At 69.9% G+C, this 20,248-nt stretch carries 17 protein-coding genes; 11 read left to right on the top strand and 6 right to left on the bottom strand.

The features are described 5' to 3' along the window. From DZG09_RS16450 to DZG09_RS00685, 4 genes are all read left to right on the top strand, one after another. Nucleotides 1-594: FHA domain-containing protein (locus DZG09_RS16450; RefSeq protein ID WP_162893072.1), on the top strand; the 594-nt coding region annotated here is incomplete at its 5' end. Continuing rightward, nucleotides 591-1,379, top strand: a complete 789-nt coding sequence (locus DZG09_RS00700) for a PP2C family protein-serine/threonine phosphatase (protein ID WP_119695834.1) — start codon at nucleotides 591-593, stop codon at nucleotides 1,377-1,379. The genes DZG09_RS16450 and DZG09_RS00700, both read left to right, overlap by 4 nt. Continuing rightward, nucleotides 1,376-3,031, top strand: coding sequence for an FHA domain-containing protein (locus DZG09_RS00690; RefSeq protein ID WP_162893071.1), 1,656 nt, complete (start codon nucleotides 1,376-1,378; stop codon nucleotides 3,029-3,031). The genes DZG09_RS00700 and DZG09_RS00690 overlap by 4 nt, the downstream gene beginning before the upstream one ends. Further along, a complete protein-coding gene (locus tag DZG09_RS00685; RefSeq protein ID WP_119695833.1) occupies nucleotides 3,028-4,746 on the top strand; it encodes a serine/threonine-protein kinase in 1,719 nt (572 codons plus the stop codon). Before DZG09_RS00690 ends, DZG09_RS00685 begins: the two co-directional genes overlap by 4 nt. A 118-nt stretch (nucleotides 4,747-4,864) precedes the next feature. Here DZG09_RS00685 and DZG09_RS00680 read toward each other — a convergent pair whose 3' ends face one another. The 3 genes from DZG09_RS00680 to DZG09_RS00670 all read right to left on the bottom strand — a co-directional run bounded on the left by DZG09_RS00680 (nucleotide 4,865) and on the right by DZG09_RS00670 (nucleotide 7,961). Further along, nucleotides 4,865-5,293: a recombinase family protein gene (locus tag DZG09_RS00680; protein WP_240423572.1), complete on the bottom strand. Its 429-nt coding sequence runs from the start codon at nucleotides 5,291-5,293 to the stop codon at nucleotides 4,865-4,867. 191 nt (nucleotides 5,294-5,484) lie between these two features. Beyond that, nucleotides 5,485-5,742: a glutaredoxin family protein gene (locus DZG09_RS00675; protein ID WP_119695832.1), complete on the bottom strand. Its 258-nt coding sequence runs from the start codon at nucleotides 5,740-5,742 to the stop codon at nucleotides 5,485-5,487. Then, entirely contained in the window at nucleotides 5,739-7,961 is a 2,223-nt protein-coding gene (locus tag DZG09_RS00670) for an MSCRAMM family adhesin (RefSeq protein ID WP_162893050.1), read from the bottom strand. The genes DZG09_RS00675 and DZG09_RS00670 overlap by 4 nt, the downstream gene beginning before the upstream one ends. Before the next feature lie 159 nt (nucleotides 7,962-8,120). On the opposite strand from DZG09_RS00670, the gene DZG09_RS16445 reads away from it, so the two are divergent. The 3 genes from DZG09_RS16445 (at nucleotide 8,121) to DZG09_RS00655 (ending at nucleotide 11,138) form a co-directional block, all read left to right on the top strand. Further along, a complete protein-coding gene (locus DZG09_RS16445) occupies nucleotides 8,121-8,768 on the top strand; it encodes a TetR/AcrR family transcriptional regulator (RefSeq protein WP_162893070.1) in 648 nt (215 codons plus the stop codon). A gap of 59 nt (nucleotides 8,769-8,827) precedes the next feature. Continuing rightward, entirely contained in the window at nucleotides 8,828-10,033 is a 1,206-nt protein-coding gene (locus DZG09_RS00660) for a glycosyltransferase (RefSeq protein ID WP_119695829.1), read from the top strand. 187 nt (nucleotides 10,034-10,220) lie between these two features. Further along, the gene (locus DZG09_RS00655; RefSeq protein WP_119697296.1) at nucleotides 10,221-11,138 is read left to right on the top strand and encodes a ribokinase; all 918 of its coding nucleotides are present in this window, start codon (nucleotides 10,221-10,223) and stop codon (nucleotides 11,136-11,138) included. 141 nt (nucleotides 11,139-11,279) lie between these two features. On the opposite strand, the gene trhO is transcribed toward DZG09_RS00655, so the two are convergent. Then, a complete protein-coding gene (trhO, locus tag DZG09_RS00650) occupies nucleotides 11,280-12,173 on the bottom strand; it encodes an oxygen-dependent tRNA uridine(34) hydroxylase TrhO (RefSeq protein ID WP_119695828.1) in 894 nt (297 codons plus the stop codon). Nucleotides 12,174-12,342: 169 nt separating this feature from the next. Here trhO and DZG09_RS00645 point away from each other — a divergent pair, with 169 nt between their 5' ends. From DZG09_RS00645 to DZG09_RS00630, 4 genes are all read left to right on the top strand, one after another. Continuing rightward, entirely contained in the window at nucleotides 12,343-12,870 is a 528-nt protein-coding gene (locus DZG09_RS00645; RefSeq protein ID WP_119695827.1) for an acyl-CoA thioesterase, read from the top strand. Between the two features lie 264 nt (nucleotides 12,871-13,134). Next, a complete protein-coding gene (locus DZG09_RS00640) occupies nucleotides 13,135-14,523 on the top strand; it encodes a variant leucine-rich repeat-containing protein (protein ID WP_119695826.1) in 1,389 nt (462 codons plus the stop codon). Between the two features lie 177 nt (nucleotides 14,524-14,700). After that, nucleotides 14,701-15,807 carry a hypothetical protein gene (locus tag DZG09_RS00635; protein WP_119695825.1) on the top strand — a complete coding sequence of 369 codons (1,107 nt, stop codon included), beginning with the start codon at nucleotides 14,701-14,703 and terminating at the stop codon, nucleotides 15,805-15,807. Next, complete coding sequence (locus DZG09_RS00630; protein WP_119695824.1) at nucleotides 15,804-16,721, top strand: hypothetical protein; 918 nt, start codon at nucleotides 15,804-15,806, stop codon at nucleotides 16,719-16,721. The genes DZG09_RS00635 and DZG09_RS00630 overlap by 4 nt, the downstream gene beginning before the upstream one ends. Nucleotides 16,722-17,240: 519 nt before the next feature. On the opposite strand, the gene DZG09_RS00625 is transcribed toward DZG09_RS00630, so the two are convergent. Together DZG09_RS00625 and DZG09_RS00620 are read right to left on the bottom strand one after the other, a co-directional pair. Continuing rightward, nucleotides 17,241-19,196 (bottom strand): RNA polymerase sigma factor, encoded by a 1,956-nt coding sequence (locus tag DZG09_RS00625; RefSeq protein ID WP_119695823.1) that lies wholly within the window; start codon nucleotides 19,194-19,196, stop codon nucleotides 17,241-17,243. 325 nt (nucleotides 19,197-19,521) lie between these two features. Next, nucleotides 19,522-20,235 carry a helix-turn-helix transcriptional regulator gene (locus DZG09_RS00620; RefSeq protein WP_162893069.1) on the bottom strand — a complete coding sequence of 238 codons (714 nt, stop codon included), beginning with the start codon at nucleotides 20,233-20,235 and terminating at the stop codon, nucleotides 19,522-19,524. Nucleotides 20,236-20,248: the final 13 nt, after the last annotated feature.

The following is a 20,248-nucleotide window of genomic DNA, read 5'->3' as shown; positions in this document are numbered from 1 at the left end:
CGGAACGAGCACGCCGCGGGGCCGACCTCGCCCGGATGGGCGGAGGACGGTCAGTCCGGGGGCGGGTTCGCTCTGCGCGGTGACGACGATGCATCGTCGTCACCGCCGATCGACTTCGTGCCGGGCATCACCCAGGATCCGCCGCAGCGGCCCGCCGCGACGCCGCCGGACGCCGCAGAACCGGCCGTCGCCGGTCAGGACGCGCCTGCTGCATCCGGCCATCCGACTCCTGAAGACGACGTCGACGGCGAGACGGTCGTGCGCGTCGGAGCAGCAGCCGTGCTGGAATGGGACGACGGCACCGGCCTCGAGCTGGACGGTCGCGTGGTCGTGGGCCGCAACCCCGCCGAGGAGGACGGTGCCGCGGTCGTCGCGGTGCGCGACGAGACCCTGTCGCTGTCGAAGACGCACTTCGAGATCGTCGTCGAAAGCGGCACGGCGTGGCTCATCGACCGTCACTCGACCAACGGCGTCACGATCGTTCGGGACGGTGAGCGCATCCCCGCGAAGCCCGGAGAGCGCATTCGGCTCGTTCCGAACGACGTGCTCGAGATGGGCGATCGCGCCGCCGCCTTCCGAGGGCGAGCCGGATGAGACCCATCACCGTGGTGAGCGGCGCCGCCACCGACGTCGGCGCGAAGCGAGCGCTGAACGAGGACGCGTTCCTCGCCTCGGCGCCCGTGTTCGCAGTGGCCGACGGCATGGGAGGGCACGACGCGGGCGAGGTCGCCTCCGCGACGGCGATCGAGGCCTTCGCTTCGCTCGTCGGCACCGGATCCGTGCAGATCGACGAGGCGCGCGGGGCGTACGACCGCGCCAGGGACAGGGTCGACGCGCTCTCCAGCGACCGGGAGAAGGGCGCGGGGACCACGTTCGCGGGCGTGCTCGTCAGCGAGGTCGACGGGCTCGGGTACTGGTTGGCGATCAACGTCGGCGATTCGCGCATCTACCGGCTCGCAGGCGGCGAACTCGAACAGATCAGCGTGGACCATTCCGTCGTGCAGGAGCTCGTGGACAGCGGACGCATCACGCCCGAGCAGGCGGGGCGCGACAATCGGCGCAACGTGATCACGCGCGCCATGGGAGCGGGGTCGGTGGCCGAAGCCGACTACTGGATGCTTCCCGCAGCTGCGGGGGAGCGGATGCTGCTGTGCACCGACGGCCTCTCCAACGAGCTTCCCGCTGAGCGCATCGCGCAGATCCTGAGGGAGGTTCCCCAACCGGGGCAGGCGGCCGTCATACTGGTGCACGAGGCACTCGCGCGCGGCGGCCGCGACAACATCACGGCGGTGGTCGTCGACGCGCTCTCGGTGCGAGGGGCTCTCACGCACGAATCCGTCGATTCCGATACCGAACCGCGAGAGGCGATACGGCAATGATTCGCACACGCTACACCCCGGGGCTCGCGTTCCTGATCGTCGCGCAGGACACCGTCGTCCTGCTGCCGCCGACGACGCCCGCGGAGATGCTCGACCGCGCCTGGTCCGCGCTGCACAGCGGTCGAGACGAACTCGACGAGGTGCTGGCCGGTGTCACCGACCACGTGCTGATCTCCGGCGACGGTGCCCGCGTGCGCGTCGCGATCCGCGGTGACCGCGAGGCCGTGGTCACCGGCGAGGGCATCGCGCCGGAGAGGGTCACGGCTTCGGGCGGCGCGGCCGAGCGCGAGGTGGCGGGCGCCGAGCGCGTCTCGGTCGATCTCGGGTGGGCGACGCCGAAGCCGTCGCTGCCGCTGCTGGGCGGCGTCGCGCGCGTCGCGCGCGTCGAGATCGAGTTGACCGCCGCCGAGGACACAGGCGAGGCCGCGGTTCCGGTCGCTGGCGTCGTCGCGGCCGAGGAATCGGGCGAGACGGCGGTCGAGGACGCCGTTGATGCGGCGAGCGAGGGCATCGGCGACGAGATGCTCGATGAGACGATCCTGCCGGTCGATGTCAACGGCGACGGCGTCTACGACGACCACGAAATGCTCGGCGCCCCGGGCGGCGCCGGCGAGCCCGGCGTGCCGGATGAGACCCCGGAGCCGGATGAGACCCCGGAGCCGGATGAGACCGTCACCCCGGACGACGAGAGTGCGAGCGGCGCGGAGCCGGCGGACGACGGCGGCTCCGGAGCAGCCGGATGGAGTGCGGCAGATACCGGTGTCGCGCTGACGGCGGCGGGTGCCGCCGCGGTCGGGGGGCTCGGGGCCACGGGCGTGTCCGGAGCAGCGGGCGCCGTCCCCGGCGTCGGGCTCGACGGCGGGAGCGAGCACGAATCGGCCGGCGGCGCAGCGGCCGGGACGGGTTCGGAGACCGGCGGCTTCGCCGAGGCGGATGCGCCGGACGCCGCAGGAGTCGGTGCCGAAGGCGCGAACGGCCACGAGGTGCCCGGTGCGGACGACTCCGCAGCGGAGGCCGCGGCAGACGCGATCGATCCGGAGCCCGCCGTGCCGGAGCAGCCGATCATGCGCGCGCCGGAACAGGCGTCGCCCGCTGCCCCCCGCGATCCGGAGCCCGTCGAATCGCCGGAGCTGGGGGACCACGACGGGAACACCGTGCTCTCGGACGAGATCGCGGCCATCCGGAATCAGGCCGAGCAGGACGGCGACCACGACGGCATCACGATCGCCGCAGCGGACATCGCCGCGATGCGCGGGGGAGCGCCGGCGTCGCCGCCTGCGCCGACGACGTCTGCCGGACAAGCGGCCGCCCGTCCGCCCGCGCGTGTGCGGGTGTCGACGGGCGCCGAGGTGGCGCTCGACCGGCCCGTGCTGATCGGGCGTCGGCCGCGGTCGGTGCGTTCGGTGGGTGAGGACGTGCCGCACCTGATCACGGTGGCGAGCCCGATGCACGACATCTCGCGCAACCACATCGAGATCAAGACCGAGGACGACGTGGCGATGGTCACCGACCTCAACTCCACTAACGGCACCCTGCTCTACCGAGACGGCGACGCGCAGCGGCTGCACCCGGGCGAGCGCACGATCCTGATCGAGGGCGACACGCTCGACCTCGGCGAGGGCATCACCGTGACGTTCCAGGGGCTGCCGTGACCAAACGGCCGCCCGCCGCCCCTCCCCAGCTGCCGGGCTTCGAGTACATCCGGCTGCTGGGATCGGGCGGGTTCGCCGACGTGTTCCTGTACGAGCAGCAGATGCCGAAACGCCGCGTCGCGGTGAAGGTGCTGCTGCCGGATCGACTGGAATCGGCAGGGCAGCAGTTCGCCGGCGAGGCGAACGTGATGGCGATGCTGTCGAATCACCCCGCCATCGTCACGATTCTGCAGGCAGGTATGAGCGCCGACCAGCGCCCTTACATCGTGATGGAGCACTGCCCGCGCCCGAACCTGCAGCTGCGCTACCGGCGTGCGCCGTTCTCGGTCGCCGAGACGCTGCGCACCGCGATCCCGGTGATCGCGGCGGTGGAGACCGCGCATCGGATGGGCGTTCTCCACCGTGACATCAAGCCGGCGAACGTGCTGGTCACCGAGTACAACCGGCCGGCGCTGACCGACTTCGGCATCGCGTCGAATGCGGGCTCCGCTGAGGCGGCCGCAGGCATGTCGATCCCGTGGTCGCCGCCGGAGTCGTTCGCCGTGCCGCCGCGGAACGGGCCGGAGACCGACGTCTATCAGCTGGGTGCCACCGTGTACACGCTGCTGGCGGGGCGAGCGCCGTTCGAGATTCCCGGCCAGCGCAACTCGAGCGCCGAACTGATCGACCGCGCCGAGCGGATGCCGGTGCGCCGCATCGACCGACCCGATGTGCCGCCGTCGCTCGAGGCTGCGCTCGCACGCGCGATGGCGAAGCGGCCGGAGGATCGGTTCCCGACGGCCGTGGCGTTCGCCAGGGCGCTGCAGAAGGTGCAGATCGAGCTCGAGCACTCCGTGACCCCGATCGACATCCTCGATGACGCCCCCACCGAAGAGCTCGACGACGAGAACGACGGCCTCACCAGGGTGCGGGCTGTGATGAGCATCGAACCGGATGTCGACGGCACGCGGCCGTCGGCGGAGACGGCGAAGGTCACGGGGCGGGTCGACGAAGCGACCGTGGTGCGCGGCGCGCCAGGTGCGGATCCCGCTGGCGATGCGCGGACGGCCGACGCGACCCCTCAGCACCAGGGGGCCGGCGCGGGCAACGGAGATTCGCGCGGGCAGCAGGGCGCACCCGCCGCGAGCATCTGGACCGGAGGCGGCGACGATCTCGACGACGCCACCATCCCGTCGCCGAGCGCCGGTGGATCCGTGCCGACCTTCGCCGTGCAGGCCGGCGCCGTCGCGGCGTCGGCGCCGGGCGGAGCGACCCATGCGCCGGGAACCCGGGGCTTCCAGAGCGCGCCTGCCGCGGGTTCCGCGAAGAGGCGCGGTCGACCGGTGTGGCCGTGGGTCCTCGGCGGAGCGGCCCTGGTCGCGGGCCTGGTCTCTGCGGCGGTGTTCGTGCTGCCCTCACTGCTGGACGATGAGGCGCCCGAGACCGGCCCGACGACTCAGCCGCAGGATCCGGTCACCGAGACCCCGCCGGCCGTGGCCGATCTGCGCGCCGAGATCGACGGCGACGATGCGACCTTCTCGTGGAGCAACCCCGACCCGCAGGACGGCGACTCGTACCAGTGGGGCATCGATGAGCCGGGAGCCCCCATCGAGTTCCACGACACCCGAGAGGCCTCGGTCACCGTCTCCGCCGACCCCGTGCCCACCTGCATCGAGGTCTACCTCGTCCGCGCGGATGGGGTTGCCTCGCCAGCCGCCACCGCCTGCGCCAGCTGACCTGCCGGAACCCGGCACGCACATCGCGGCGTTGTCGTCCGTCGCCGACCTGGTGGTCGACTCCCTCCTCCGCCCTGCGCTGCACGCACCCGGAACCCGGCACGCACGCTGCGGGCGGTTATGCGCTCTCGAGGTGGCGGGACTTGTGGCCGAGCACCTTGACCATGATGCCGTGCCGACGGAGAGCGGCGACCGTGCGCGCGCCCTCAGATGCATCGCGCCCGAGCGAGCGCAGGTCGGCGACGACGAGCACGTCACCGGAAGTCAGGGTGTTGAACAGGCGGTCCAGCCGAGTCTCCCACGACTCCAGGATGTCGGGGGCCGGGTGGCGGAAGCCGTCGATCGGCACGCCGAAGCGCGTCAATTCGGTGCGCTGCTCTACGACGGACGGCAGATCGTCGCGCGCGACGACGAGCCCCACCAGGCGCGCGCCCTCAGGCTTGGCCTGCCACCAATCGCGGTCGCGCTGGAGCTCCTCGAAGCACTTCGGGCACTCCGCCGCCTCATGCGGCAGGCTCAGCGGACTCGTCTCTGCTGCATCTGGCACGCTGGCCACCTTCCGTCGATACTCATTCTGCCGTGAAACGGGCGCCGAGGGGAACACCCGGTGCCCTACGCGCGAGAAGCGGCCTGATCTACCACGGTTGATCAGCGGGCGCACAGGCCGGTGCCGCGCGCGAAACGGCCGCTGGCCCCGGGGTGTCAGACATCCGGGGCCAGCGGCCGTTGTGGTCGGGCTCAGATGAGCGAGAGCTCCTTGAGCTTCGTCTCGACGTCGGCGTTGGTCGGCTCGACGTGGTGCGAACTGTCGGGGTACACCACCACGGGGATCTGCGTGCGGCCCGAGATCTCCTTCGCCACGTCGGCGGCCGAAGCGTCCGCCTCAAGGTCGATGTACTCGTAGTCGAGGCCGAGCTCGTCGAGCTGCGCCTTGGTGCGGCGGCAGTCGCGGCACCAGTCGGCACCGAACATCCGGATCTGCGAGGAAGTCGTCATGACTCCAGATTACCCGCGTTCGCCTTGGCGGGCGCTCGGAAGCGGAACCATGCCCACACCCCGATGGACACCGCGCCGAACGCGCCGAATGCGGCGAGCCACAGCAGAGACGTGCCGGCGGACTCCTGCCACGAATCGGGCAGCGGCACCACCAGCAGAACGAACAGCACGAGTGCGATCGCATAGACCAGCGCCCACACGCGCTTGGACCAGAGGAAGATGTCTCGACCGCTCATGAACGTCACCGGCAGCAGCACGACGACCATGGAGCCGATTCCTCCCGCCGCGACGGCGGTGAGCAGTTCGCGCAGGAACTCGCCCCAGAAACCCGACAGCGAGTCGCCGATCACCGCGTACATCAGCCAGGCGACCACTCCGGCGACGATGAAGCCGCCGCACAGGATCAGCGCGAGCACTCCCGCCTGGCTCTTCTTCACGGCCGCGGTCACGACCGACATCGCGAGGATGCCGAACAGGATGCCCGGATGCATGTCGAAGATGCGAGAGGCGAGCACGCCGACGGCACCGATGAGCAGGAAGCCTGGCATCAGCAGCACGCGGGTGGGCAGGCCCATCCGGCCCGCCGCCCACCGGCCCGACATCACGGCCAGCACGTTCATCAGCGTCATCGAGCACATCAGCGCGAGGAACAGGCGCAGCGCGGCGCCCGGTGCGGGAGGCGCGGGGTCGGCGAAGGATGCGATCAGCGCACCCGTCGTGATGATCGCGGGTGCGACGAGCACGCGCCAGCGAGGGGAGCGCCGCGCACGCCACGCCGCCCACCTGCGACGCAGCGCCGCGGGGGCGAACGCGAGCCTGGTGTAGTTCTGGCGCAGCGTGCCGTACATCAGCTCGGACGGAATCGCCACCAGGATCAGGAACCCGATCGCCGTCGCGACCGCGGGAATCACGACTCCGATCGGCTTTGCGAGCAGGTCGCCGAACGTGGGCAGGCCGTGGCCGTACTCGGTCGGCTCATCCGACGCGGCCGCTGGCGGGACTGTCGTCGCGGCATCCGCTGTCACCGGCGGGGGAGTGTCGACGGGAGCGGGCCGTTCTTCGTCGGCATCATCCGGGTCCTGCTCGATGGGAGCATCCTGCGCCGGGCGGTCGCCGTCGTCCGCGTCGAGAATCGGGTTCTGGGCGGGGTCGTCGTCGCTCGATGCGAGCTCCGGGTCCGGTTCCTCGAGGGTGGGGCCGTCCGGCTCGCCGACGGGGTCGGACGGTGAAGAGGGCTCCGGAACGGGCTGCGTCGTCGGGTCGGGGTCGGGCGTCGGATCCTGGACAGGATCGGTCGGGTCCGGATCGGTGGGTTCTGTGGGTTCCGGATCGAGGGGGTCGGTGGGGTCGGGGTCTGTGGGTTCCGGATCGACGGGGTCGGTGGGGTCCGGATCGGTCGGGTCCGGATCCGTCGGGGCGAGGCGCTCCACGACTGCCCAGCGGTAGCCCGACGTGACCGAGAACGGGCTGTCACCCGCCGAGATCGGCACCTGGCGTGCGCTGATGAGATGCGTGTCGACCGTGTCATCCGGAAGCGTGAGCTCGCACGACCACTCCCGGGTGCCGGGCGTGAGGTCGACGCACAGCGGCTCGCCGCTCTCGTCGTCGCGGTCGAGGATCCGGCCGTCGTGCACGGTGATACCGAGATCCGGCTCCTTCGTGCCGCTGACAGTCAGGGTGCCGGTGTCGGTCTGGAATTCCGGATAGCGGAGTTCGGCACCGTCGGAGTCGGTGTACTCGGGCGGTGCGAGGATGCTCATCTCGGGGTATGCCGCGACGGCGGTCGGTGGGGCCGCATCGTCAGCGTCGTAGTTCGTCGTCAGGCGGACCTGGACGGCTGTGGCGGTAGGCAGATTGGAATCCGCTGCGCTGAAGAAGCACAGCCACGGATACGGATCCGGGCCGAAGTCCTGCCAGTCGGAGCGCTCGTCTCCGCAGAGCGTCTGCTCGGTCCCGTCCGGCAGCATCGCGACGGCATCGACGCGGATCGGGAGATCGCTCTCGGCGACGTCGAGGTCCGCTGCGAACTTGATGCTGCTTTCTGCGTCGACGTCGTTCGGCACCAGGAAGCTCTCGATGCCGTCCGGCGAAGGCACGACACCGTCCGGCATCTTCGGCGTGATCCCCGCAGCGCTCGCGGGTGCGGACAACGTCAGCGCCGCGCCCATGGCGAGCGCCGCGGCCACGAAGAAGCGCCCCCATCGTGTCCGAGCCGGCATTCTGATCCTCTCTCAATCAAACGGACAGTGTGTCCGGTAAGATACTGTACCGAGATCCTGGTGTGCGGGAAAGGGGTGAGTCGGATGTCGGACGAGCGATGGCGGGCACGCCCTGCGCAGGCCGCGAGTTCCCCTGGGAAGCAGTGGCATAGTGGGGACGTGCCGAAACAGGAACGGGCGCAGCGCCGAGACGCTGCGCAGAATCGCGAACGCATCCTCGACCGTGCAGAGGAACTGTTCCAGGACGAGGGGCTGGAGATCGGCTTCCACCGCATCGCGGATGTCACCGGTGTCGGCGTCGGCACCGTCTATCGGCACTTCCCCGACCGCGGCGCCCTGTTCCTCGCGATCTACCGGCGCAATCAGGCCAGGCTCGACGAGGTGGGGGAAGAGATGCTCAAGGCCGAGCCCGGCATGCCGAGGGTGCTCTCCTTCATGGACGGCGCCATCCGGTTGGCCGTGCACAAGCCGGTATCGCGCCGGATCTCGGCCAGAGTGTTGAGGATGTACCCGGACGAGCCCCGGATGGGCAGTTGGGCCGCCGAGGTGATGGAGGCGGTCGAAACCGCCAAGGCCGACGGGGACATCCGCGACGATGCCGAGCTGGGCGACATCGCCATGCTCGCGACGATGGTCGCCGACCTCGCCACAGCGGCCGAACCGCAGCGCTCGCGCCTGATACCTCGGATGCGCGCCTACGTGCTCGACGCGCTCCGCCCCGAAGGCGCGGCCCGCCCTTCGCTGCCGTCCGAGCCGATGACGCCCGACGACCTCACCGGACTCGCGCATCAGGGTGACCGCGACTGACCGGTCCACCTGCTCCGCGCGGCCAGCACCGCCTCAGCGACCCGTGGGAACATAGGCGGGTGCAGAGTCAGGCCGCGGCGACCGTCATCGTGCCGACGCGCAATGAGCGCGGCAATGTCGCCGACCTGATCGCCCAGGTCGCTGCCGCCCTGGACGGGCGCGAGACCGAGATCCTGTTCGTCGACGACAGCGACGACGGCACACCGGATGAGGTCGCCCGGGTCGCAGCCGAGGCGCCGCTCCCGGTTCGTATCGTGCACCGAGACCCGGAAGATCGCACCGGAGGTCTCGGCGGAGCGGTCGTCGAGGGCATGAGGCGGGCGGCGCACGATGTGTGCATCGTGATGGACGGCGACCTGCAGCATCCGCCCTCCGTGCTGCCGACGCTGCTCGACCGGCACGCGCGCGGCGGAGCTGACGCCGTGATCGCATCGCGCTACACGGGCGGGGGCGACCTCGCCGGGCTCGGCACCCGGATGCGCGTGTGGGTCTCGCGGGTGTCGACGGCGATCACCAGGGCGATGTTCCCCGTGCGGCTGCAGAGTGTGACCGACCCGATGGCGGGCTTCTTCCTGGTCGACAGGCGGTGCGTCGACCTCGACGCGCTGCGCCCCGACGGGTTCAAGATCCTGCTGGAGATCCTCGTGCGTTCGCAGCTGCGCGTCGCCGAGGTGCCGATGAGCTTCGAGCGCCGGCGCGACGGCCGCTCCAAGGCGAACGCGCGGCAGGGCGTGCACTTCCTGGGCCAGCTGACCCGGCTCCGGTTCGGCAAGATGTCGGTGTTCGCGCTGATCGGCGCCATCGGAGCGGTGGCCAACATCGCCATCGTGTGGGGGCTGACGGGCGCGGGAGCGCCGTACCTGTGGGCGGCGATCGCGGCCGCAGAGATCACCATCGTGGCGAACTTCCTGCTGCAGGAGCGCTTCGTCTTCCACGACATGCGATCGCGGGCCGCCGGGTTCCGGCGCCGCTTCGCGACGTCGTTCGCATTCAACAACGTCGAGGCGGCCATCCGGATCCCGGTGATGGCGCTGTTGGTGGAGACCTGGCACATCTCCAGCGCCTTCGCCACGGCCATCACCCTCGCGGTGGCGTTCCTGGCGCGGTTCGTGTTCCACTCGCTGGTCGTCTACCGGCCGCGCAGAGTCGAGCCCGACCACAGGATCGAAGCAGTGCACCGCGTCGAGGAGGCGGCCCGCTCCGGCGAACTCGTCGCCGACACGGGCGCCCTGCGCATCATCCGGAGCATCGAACGGGATCAGTGAGCCTGCGAGGGTCGGCGCGGAACACAATGCAGTCGACTCGGCGCGGTATGCCGCTCGGGTTCGCGGAGTTCCGCGGCACGGCGGAGGATGAACCGACAGATCGACTGCGTTGTGTCGGGCGGCGGGCTCAGGCCGGCGTGCGGCAGGATGGGTGGGTGCGCCGCCCGGTGCGCAGGAGGAGTGGACGATGAGCATCGCCGTGGTCGGAAGCGTCAACATGGATGTCGTCGCGCGGGTTCCGCGCATCCCGGGGCCGGGCGAGACGCTGCTCGCAACCGGCTCGTCGCGCGGTGGCGGGGGCAAAGGCGCGAACCAGGTCGTGGGCGCGGCGCGCGCCGGCGGTGCCGACGCGGCGTTCATCGGCGCAGTGGGTGATGATCCGGATGGCAGGCAGCTGCGGGCGTGGCTCGAAGCCGACGGCATCGACGTGTCGGGCCTGGCGACAGCGGCGGAGCCGAGCGGCGTCGCCCTCATCTCCGTCGACGACGACGCCGAGAACGCCATCGTCGTGGTCGCCGGGGCCAACGGTGCGCTGACATCGCTGAACGACGCACAGCGCGGAATCGTCGCGGCCGCCGATACCGTCGCCGCACAGCTCGAGGTGCCTGTCGAACTGGTCGAGGCGGCGGCCGATGCACGAGGTGACGGCGCACTGTTCGTGCTGAACGCCGCGCCCTCGGAGCCGCTGACGAGCCCGGATGTCGCCGAGCGCGTGCTCGACAAGGTCGACGTGCTCATCGTGAACGAGCACGAGCTGCTCGACATCGCAGGCGTCGCCGATCAGTCCGAGGCGGTCGACCTGCTCGCGGCGCGGGTGCCGGCGCTGGTCGTCACGCTCGGAGCAGTCGGCTCGATCATCGCCCTCGGACCGGAGCGCGCACAGGTGCCCGCGTTCCCCGTCACCCCGGTCGACACCACGGGCGCCGGCGACACGTTCTGCGGAGTGTTCGCCGCGCACCTCGGCCGCGGCCCGCTCGACCTCGACGCGCTCGTCGCGGCCGCTCGCGCCGGCGCCGCCGCCAGCGCGATCGCCGTCACTCGCCCCGGCGCCCAGCCTGCCGTGCCCACAGCCGCGGAAGTCGCAGCTCTCCTCGCCTCACCCTGACGCCCCGGGTTCGCGTGACTTGGGTGCAATTCGTCATTTCTGGCACATCTCATGGGGTGCACAGCACCGGAGATGTGCCAGAAATGACGAATTGCACCCGGTGACGTCAGGTCGGTGTCGCGCACCGGAACGTGTTGCTGGCTACTTCTGCAGCACCGCGGCGTGCTCGCGGCAGGCGGCGCGCTCGCCGCAGCGCTCGCACAGCACCACCCTGGCGCGACAGGCGTCGTCGGCGCAGTCGACCATCCGGTCGGTCGGGCCGCCGCAGGAGGCGCAGCTTCCGATCACCTCGTCGCCGAATGCAAGCGACTCGCGGCCGTCGAACACGTACAGCGAACCGCGCCAGAGCCCGTCGTTGCCGAATTTCTCCGCGTAGCGCACGATGCCGCCGTCGAGCTGATACACCTCGCCGAAGCCGCGCTTCACCATCAGGCTCGAGAGCACCTCGCACCGGATGCCGCCGGTGCAGTAGGTGACGACCGGCTTGTCCTTGAGATGGTCGTACCTGCCCGAATCGAGTTCGGTGACGAAGTCGTGCGTCGTGGTGACATCCGGAACGACCGCGCCGTCGAACCGGCCGATCTCGGCCTCGAACGCATTGCGACCGTCGAAGAACACCACGTCGTCGCGTTCGTCGACCAGCCGGTTCAGCTCATCCGGGGCCAGATGGGTGCCGCCGCCGACCACGCCCGTCTCATCGACGACCAGCTCATCCGGGGCACCGAACGACACGATCTCGTCGCGCACCTTCACCGACAGCCTCGGGAAATCGCAGCTCAGGCCGTCATCGTCGAGCCCCGTGCCCTCCGACCACTTGAAGTCGATGCCCTTGAACGCCCGGTACTCCTTGGTCTTGCGCACGTATCGCTTCAGCGCCGACATCTCGCCGCCGAGAGTGCCGTTGAGCCCGTGGCGCGAGATCAGCAGGCGCCCGCGCAGCCCCAGGGACTCGCACAGGTCGCGCTGCCACAGCCGGATCGCTTCGGGGTCGGCGATCGGTGTGAAGACGTAGTAGAGCAGGATCTTCGCATGCACGCTCCCAGCGTACGAGAACCGGATGGGCGGCGGGTGCGACCGGATGGGGCGGCAGCGTGCGGCTCGTTCGTATCGCACGGACTGTTCTTCCGCGCGGGATCCGAGGTGATTTGTACGACCTCGACGACGGCCGCACCAGATCTCGTCTGCGACTGATGTACTGAACGGTGTGAATCTGTACTTCCGGCTGCTCCTGCTCACCCTCCGTCTGCGCCGAGCGCCGCGCGTCTCGCTGTGGAGTGAGACGCGCACCCCGTTCCGGGTATGGCCGACCGACCTCGACCCGCTGCGGCACATGAACAACGCCCGCTACCTCGGGCTGATGGATCTGGGGCGCACCGATCTCACGATGCGATCCGGGTACATGCAGGAGGTGACGCGGCGCGGCTGGTACCCCGTGGTCGGCGCGCAGACCATCACCTACAAGCGCTCGCTGAAGCTGTGGCAGCGCTTCGTGGTGACGACGCGCGTGCTCGGCTTCGACGAGCGCGCGGCATACATGCAGCAGGAGTTCCGCCGCGGCGGGAAGCTCATCGCCCGGGCCGTCGTGCAGGCGCGGTTCCTCAAGCGCTCGGGCGGAACGGTCAGCACGGCAGAGCTGCTCGAGGCGTCGGGCGATGCTCCCGACGACATCGAGCTGCCGTCGTGGGTTGCGGACTGGGCGGCGTCCATCCGGATCTCCTCGGCGGAGGGCTGAGTGCGCCGCGCAGCTCGGGTGTCGCGCCGAGCTGCGCGGGTGCGGCATCCTGCCGCTGTGCCCGGGGTATGGCGGCGATTCCTCGCACCGGAACGGTCGGGGGTGCGGAGCGGCTGAGTCGTGCGGAACTCTGCCCCCTCCCGCGGCGTTGCGTGCGGGCGATAGGCTTGCGGTGTTCGCCATGCCCTCGGGGGCGGCGGTCGGCCGGTTCACCCTCCGGTCGCAGCACGAACTGGGGGAATGATGCCTGGCCACGATCTTTCGATGTACACCGAGCAGGATCTGCTGCGTGATCCGCAGTTCGATCAGGCCACACTCGGACATCTCGCCACGGCGCGGCCCGATCTGCGCCCTTCCGTGCTCGCCCACCCGAACTGCTACCCCGAACTCGCCGACTGGCTGCGTGCGCACGGTGTGCAGGCGGCGAGTGCGCCGCCGGCCGAGACCCCGGGGACGCAGCAGGCATACGGACGGACTCCGGACACCGCAGCGGCCGGGTCGCAGGGCGCGCAGCCTTCCGCGGGCTACGGCCAGCAGATGCCGTACGGACAGCAGGGTGCGTTCGGCCAGCCGGGATACCCGCCGCAGGCAGGGCCCGGCGCCGCGGGTGCACCGCAGCAGCCGACGCAGGGCGGCCAGTCGCCGTACGCACAGCGGCCGGCACCGGATCGGCAGCCGCAGCGTCCGGGACCCATCAGCCCCGACCAGTGGGCGGCAGAGTTCCGCCAGCGCGCGGGTCGTGAACCGAGCACGGCTGAGTATCAGGCGGCGGTCGCCGCCGGCGAGGTCGGCCAGCCGCAGCGCCCGGAAGAGCCGTGGGAGAAGGCCTCGGCGGGTGCGCACCAGGTGGAACCCGGCGCGAAGGACTCCTCCCCGCAGCACGCGGTCCCGGCGGCACAGGGCGCGGCCAGAGACTTCCAGCAGGCAGCGAACGAGAAGGACGCCACCCCGATGGCGAAGTTCGTCTCCCTCGCGGGTTTCGTTCTCCCAGCGCTCGCGCTGCTGGCGATCCTTCCGATCTTCCTGCCCGCCGTCTCAGTGTCGGTCGCGGGGGCGTCGCAGAGCGTCACCTTCTGGGATTCGGGTGACGGCGTCCTGCTTCTGGTCGCCTTCCTGCTGGTGATCGCTGGCGGCGTCGTCGCCATCGTGATGAAGGCGACGTGGGCCCGCGTCACGACGGCCGTGCTGGGCATGGTGGCTGCGGTGATCGGCATCGTCGACTCGATCGCGGTGTTCAGCGGTGCGAGTGAGGCCGCCGGTGTCGGCCTCGGTGTGAGCGCCGACGTCGGCTTCGGCGTGTACCTGCTGCTCATCCTGTCGCTCCTGATGCTCGTGGCGGGGATCGTCATGGTGATGCCGACGCAGAAGAAGAAGCCGCGCTCGCCGCAGCCGTACCCGGCGCCCGGCCAGCCCGGTGCCGCGCAGTTCGGCCAGCAGCCCGCACAGGCGCCGTACCAGCAGGGGCACCAGGCGCCAGCGCAACCCGGTCATCCGCAGCCGCAGCCGGGCCAGTCCCCGTACGCACAGTTCGGTCAGCCCCAGCCGTATCCGGGCGGGGCGCCCTACGGCCAACAGGGTCAGCCTCCCGTTCAGCCGCAGGGGGAGCCGGCGCCGTACGGCCAGCCCCCGCAGAACCCGTACAGCCGACAGTAGCGCGCACCGCGGAAGCGCCTCGCCCGGATCATCCAGGGAGAGGCGCTTCCGCGTTCCCGCGGCACTGATCACGCGTTCGTCCCCGGGTCCGCTGCCTGCTGACAGCGGACCCGGGGACTGCTACTCTCAGCCCCAAGAGCGGGAGATCGCGATACTCCGGTATGAGAGGAAACGAAGATGAGCGGTTCAGCGAGTCCGTATCGCGGATCGTCACCGCTTGCTCGCCGAAAGCGCAAGCGGGGCCTGCTCGTCTGGGGCATCATCCTGTTGGTCGTGTGGTTCCTGTGCTCTGCGGTGCTCGCGAGCTTTCTCTCCTCTGCGCCGGAGGCGCCGCCGTTCGCGCAGGCGTTCCTGATGAGCGGATTCTTCGGCGGGCTGTTCTTCCTGCTCGGGCTCGTCTTCTTCATCATCGGGCTCGTCGCCGAGTTGCGCGCGCGGGCGTTCGATCGCGAGGACCGCAAGCGTTCCGTCGCTCTCACTCAGGCGATCGGGCAGCTCCTGAACCGGTCGCGTTCCGAGGCCTACGCCTCCGACGGCTCTCTCATGCACGTGAACGGAGCGACGGTGATCGAGGTCGACCGGCACTTCGACCAGGACACGCAGGGTCAGGTGCTCACCACGATCAACACCACCACGCGCACGTTCGGCGTGACGCACTCGTCGCAGTCCGGCACCGCGGTGCACGGCACAGGCGGCACGGGGATGGGCGGCGCGGCGCAGTCGAACTACTACGGCAGCTCCACCGGTGTGACCGACTCCACGAGCCGCACCACGGGAACCGAGGAATCTGTGCTGTCGCAGACCACACGGGCGAACCTGATGGGTGACGCACTCTTCTCGGTGTTCGAGACGACCGATGCATCTGGCCAGCGCGATACGATTCGTGCCATCTCGTTGTCGCGGCCCGCGGCGGAGGGCGTCATCCGGGATCTCGTCGGCGCCGTCTGCTATCGCGTGGGAGGCCCTGAGACGCATTCGGGCGGCGCGGTGTGGGCGTACGTCGAGAACCTCGTCGCGCAGTTCGCGCCCGGTGACATCTCGTATGTCACGGACCGCCTCAAAGCGATCCAATCCCGTCCGGTCGGCGAACGGGAGTCCGTTGCCATCGCGGGGATGGTGATGGGGCGCAACGCACTTCTCGTCACGAGCCTCAGCATCAACGGTGCAGCCCGCCTTGAGACATACCCGGCGCGCTTCCCCGAGATGCTCGCGCAGGCGCTGAGCGCCGCGGCCGCGGCCCCGCTGCCGGTGGATCCGCATGCAGTGATCGGAGCGGGGCGATGATCGGCGGCAGGCGCGCGGTCGCGCTGCTTGCGATCGCGGGCCTGATGATGGGGCTCGCAGCCTGCGCCGACACGGGAACGGGAGATCAGGACCCGGATGAGAGCACCCCGACGCCGACGGACTCAGCGCCCACTGCGACGGCGGAAGCCGAACCCACCGGGCCAACCGAGGACGAGCTGCGCGCGATCGTCGCGGACGCGGAGTGGCTGTACTCACCGGAGGGCCTGCGCGAACCGATCACGGTGCCGATCTCGGCGGGAACCGCAACGGATGACATCGGCCGGATCTACACGGCGGGCGAGGAGGACGTATCGACCGACCTCAACGGCGACGGCGTGCTCGACCTCGCGGTGACGATCGACCAGCTCGACGGAAACGGCTTCGAGCGGCTCTGGTACGTCTGGCTCGGCGCGGAGGACGGTTCCGCGTCTCAGCTGGAGTACCCGGTAGCGCGGGCCTCGCGCTGCGGCGACTCGGTCACGAGCGTGACCGCTGTCGACGAGGAGCTGCGCATCGAGGGCACGCTGTACGATCCCTCGCTCGGCATCGACGTGTGCGCCGACGGCAGCTCCGAGGAGTTCGCCCGCACCGTCGACGTGCGCGAGTTCGGGGGAGAGGCATATCCGGTGCAGAGCGAGCCGTTTGCGGCGTGGGGTGGGCACTGCCCGCGCAGCTCGTGGCAAGATGGTGAGGCGATGACCAAGACCGAAGTCGCGGTTGCCCCGGTCGAGGGTGCTGATACGGCGGTGGCCGTCGACAGCTGGTTCCTGCCGCTCGGTCTCTCCGATGCGCCGGACGACGACCTCGCGCTGGTGTGGTCTGACGAGATGTCGTTCTTCGCGTTCATGCACGTCGAGTCCGATGGAGTCACGGCGTTCGGCGAGCAGGCCTGCGGCTTCACGGCTGTAACCTGACGAGCGTATCGACGGAGGACGACGCCCGCACGAAGATCCGGATGCCGCGAGCCGGGTGCGAATCGGCCGCGGCATCCGGAGTCGAGGCGCGGGATGCCGCCCGGTGCCTCAATACATAGTGATGTCAATCGCGTTCCACTCTGCCGCGGTCGCCGCACCCCCACAACCGCTCTGTCATGCGACGAAATGTTCTGATCATTCGTATGCGCGCGGCGCGCTTGGCTCATCCGGGGCCTGGCGGCGAGGGCGGAGGAACACGCGGCGCTGTGCGTGGGGCGGGTACCGAGCGCGATCTCCTCTCGAGCTGCATTGTGCAGCACCGGCCCAGCCGGCTGGCGGCACAGGCTCCTCGCCTTTCCCGGAAGATGCTGAGTTCGTGCGACACCTTTTCGCAGCAGGTGACTCTCTTCCTGTGGAAGGGCGCGGCGGTGCTCCGATCATCTTGCCGCGCTGGCCCGTGCCGCGGAGGATTCCCCAGAGCTCCCGGCACGGGCCGCCTTCCACGTCGCCGCGGTGAGCTCAGGGCTCCGGGAAGTCGAACGTGACCGCCTCAGGGCCAGGGCCCCAGGGAGATGGGACGAGAACATCGGGGTCCTCGGCATTGAGATAGCCCTCGACAGACGCGCCGAAGTACGTAGCCGTCGAGCCGGAGGCGTCCGACATCGGGGCGCACGCGAACAGCGTGAACATGTACCAGAAGGCCTCTTGCACGACGATCCGCCCGACCGTGCGTCCGTTCTCGTCGAGTGGGATCTCAGTGGAAGCGCCGCTCATCTCACTGAGGCACACCCGGCCGTTCGCCGGACCCTGGATCGAGATCGTCACGCCGGTCGTGGAGGCCTCGTCCAGCGGGATGACCTCCTGAGGATCTGTGAAACCATCGACGACGATCGGGATGACGTCGAACGTCCCCGACTTCGAGATCGATTGATCGTCGGCGGTGAACGCCCATACACGGTAGGTGTACGTTCCTGCGCCATAGGTGTTCAGTCGGCGGAAGTCGAACGTCCACGAGCCGTCGGGCGCGATGTCCGGCAGATATCGGTCTCCCTCGTACTCGACCGTGACCTGTGCGTCGGGACGAGTCGCCCCAGCGATGACAGGGGCGAGGTAGACGGTCGAAGAGCTCGGCGTTGACAGTCCAGGGCTCAGCGGTGCTTCCACGACGGGCGGCGGGTCGTCGGTCGGATCGTCGTCTGTGCCTCCCGTCGACGAGTCGTCGGGCCGCGGGTCGGGGACGGAATCGGTCGGCGCGGGGTCAGGTGAATCCGGGTAGGCCCAACCGTCACCGGAGGTCCTATCGGATACGTCGACGTCGGGCACATCCGGGTCGGTGTTGTGGCGACCCGTCTCCGGCGCGAGGTCTGGTGCCGACTCGGAGTCCTGGCCGGGAGGTTCGGGCTCCTTCGGGGCCGGGGAGCCTGTGCCGTCTCGGTCCTCGTCGGCGGCGGCCTTGCCGTTCTCCGGCGGCAGGACCTGCGTCGAGAGGGCTTTCGTGCTCGGCACGTCGGCATCGGCGGCGGAACTGCGACCTCCGCTGTCGAGCAGCCCGACGGCGAGCGACCCCACCGTGATGACGGCCAGCGATCCGGCAGCGATCGTGCCGATGGCTCCGAGGCCCAGCCCCGCTCCTCCGAACATGAGTGCCGCACCGCCGATCGCGACCGCCGGCACGATCGGCGAGGAGACCGAGACGGCCGAGCCGAGTGCCGCAAAGCCGACGGCCGAGAGTGTGGTGCGCTTGATTCGCACCGACGACGCGCGCACCTCCGTGATGACGTCAGCGCATGCGTCACAGATCTCCGAATGAGCGTCGACGGCTCTCACGACTTTCGATGTCGCGCTGCCGAGGACGTAGGAAGGGACAAGCGCCCCGACATGCTGCGGGTCGTCACGCAGCTGAGCGGGGACGAGTCGAGTGAGCCACTGCTCGCGGAGGCCGGCACGTGCGCGGCGCTGCAGAGATGAGACGGCGTTCGGCCGGATGCCCAGATCGGCGGCGATCGCGGCTCGTTTCGCGCCTTCGACTTCGACGAGCCACAGCACCCGCTGCCACCGCTCGGGAAGTGCTCGAAAGGCGTCCAGCAGCTCCGACGCTTCCGCCTGCTCTTCCACGATCTTCAGCGCGTCGTCCTCGTCGACCTGCTCGATGTCGGCGAAGACGTCGATGCTCTGCTGCTCGAGGCGCCACTTCTTCGCCGTGTTGCGCATCACGGTGAACAGGTAGGCGCGGAACGCTGACGTCGGGCCGGACGCGGTCGTGGTGACCTGCCGGTACACTGCGAGGAACGCCTCAGAAGCGAGGTCTTCGCCGCGCCCGGGGGCCAGGCGGTGTCCGAGGCGGAGTGCGGCGCCGATGTGCTTCGCCCAGAGCACGTCGTATGCGACGGTGTCGCCGTCGCGCAGGCGCGAGAGCAGGGCCTCGTCGCCCGGCGTCTCGTCGACGGAATCGTGATCGGTGATCGTGGTGGTCATTCGGTCCCCAGGGGTCGTCAGTCTCACCGGGCTCCGGTGGTGAGGTCTGGCTACGAGAGTCGCGATGGTGCGGAGCGTATCGCGAACGGGAGAGAAAGTCACTCGGTGGTTACAACCATAATGCCTGGATTCCGGCTGGCGATGCGCGTGAGAGCGGGGCGGTTATCAGCCGAGATCTCCGCCCCGCTCTCGAGTCGTGCCGATGCGTATGCGCGCTGCGGCGCGCGTGGAGAATACCGCCGCCGAGTGCGAGCAGAGCGAGCGCTCCGGCCGCCGCGATCCCGACGCCCTCGGCAGAATGGGCGCGTCGCCATCGGGCTGGCTTTCAGTTCGAGAGGTCCAGCGAGACGTAGCCGTCGCGGCGGGCGAGGCGCGAGAGGTCGAGCCGCGTGCGGGCGACAAAGCCCGCAGCCGCGTACTTCGCCTTCACTCGACTGAGGTACTTGCGTGCCGTATCGTGACGCACGCCGATCATCGCGGCGGTCTGGCTGATCGTCATGCCCGCGGCATAGTGCGTCAGCACGCGCTCCTCCTGCATGCTGAGCCGAGGTCGTTCCGATGGTGCATCGATGAGAGCGCGGATGCTCGCCGATACTGTGGTGACGCCGTGGAGTGCGGCATCGACGATCTGCCGGAGCTCGTGCTCGCTGTCCTGTGCTGCGATGACGCCGTCGAACTCGGCCTCGAGGACGCTGCGGACGTCGCTGTCGGTGCGCCCCGCTGTCACGGCGAGGACGCGAAGTCGGCTGCGCACAGCGGGAGCCGCCGCGGCCAGCACTTCGCTCGGCGCAGGACGCGGCGGGAACGCGACCACGAGAAGATGCGGCCATCGATGATCGTATTCGACCTGCGCAAGGAACACGTCCACGCTCGCCGCGGTGTGCGTGACGCGGCGGTAAGGCGGCCGGTTCAGCGCCTGCGCGATGCCACGTCGTTGCAGCGTCGATGCGTCGACGACTGCGATTCGGCGAAGCTTCCGAGGATCGATTCGCTCTGAGCGCGGGCTAGCGCGCGCAGACAGCACCGCGTGTGTGTTCATCACTCTGATGAGA

Source organism: Microbacterium halotolerans, from assembly GCF_003569805.1.
Classification (GTDB): Bacteria; Actinomycetota; Actinomycetes; order Actinomycetales; family Microbacteriaceae; genus Microbacterium; species Microbacterium halotolerans.
This window is presented reverse-complemented; position numbering and strand designations above follow the sequence as displayed.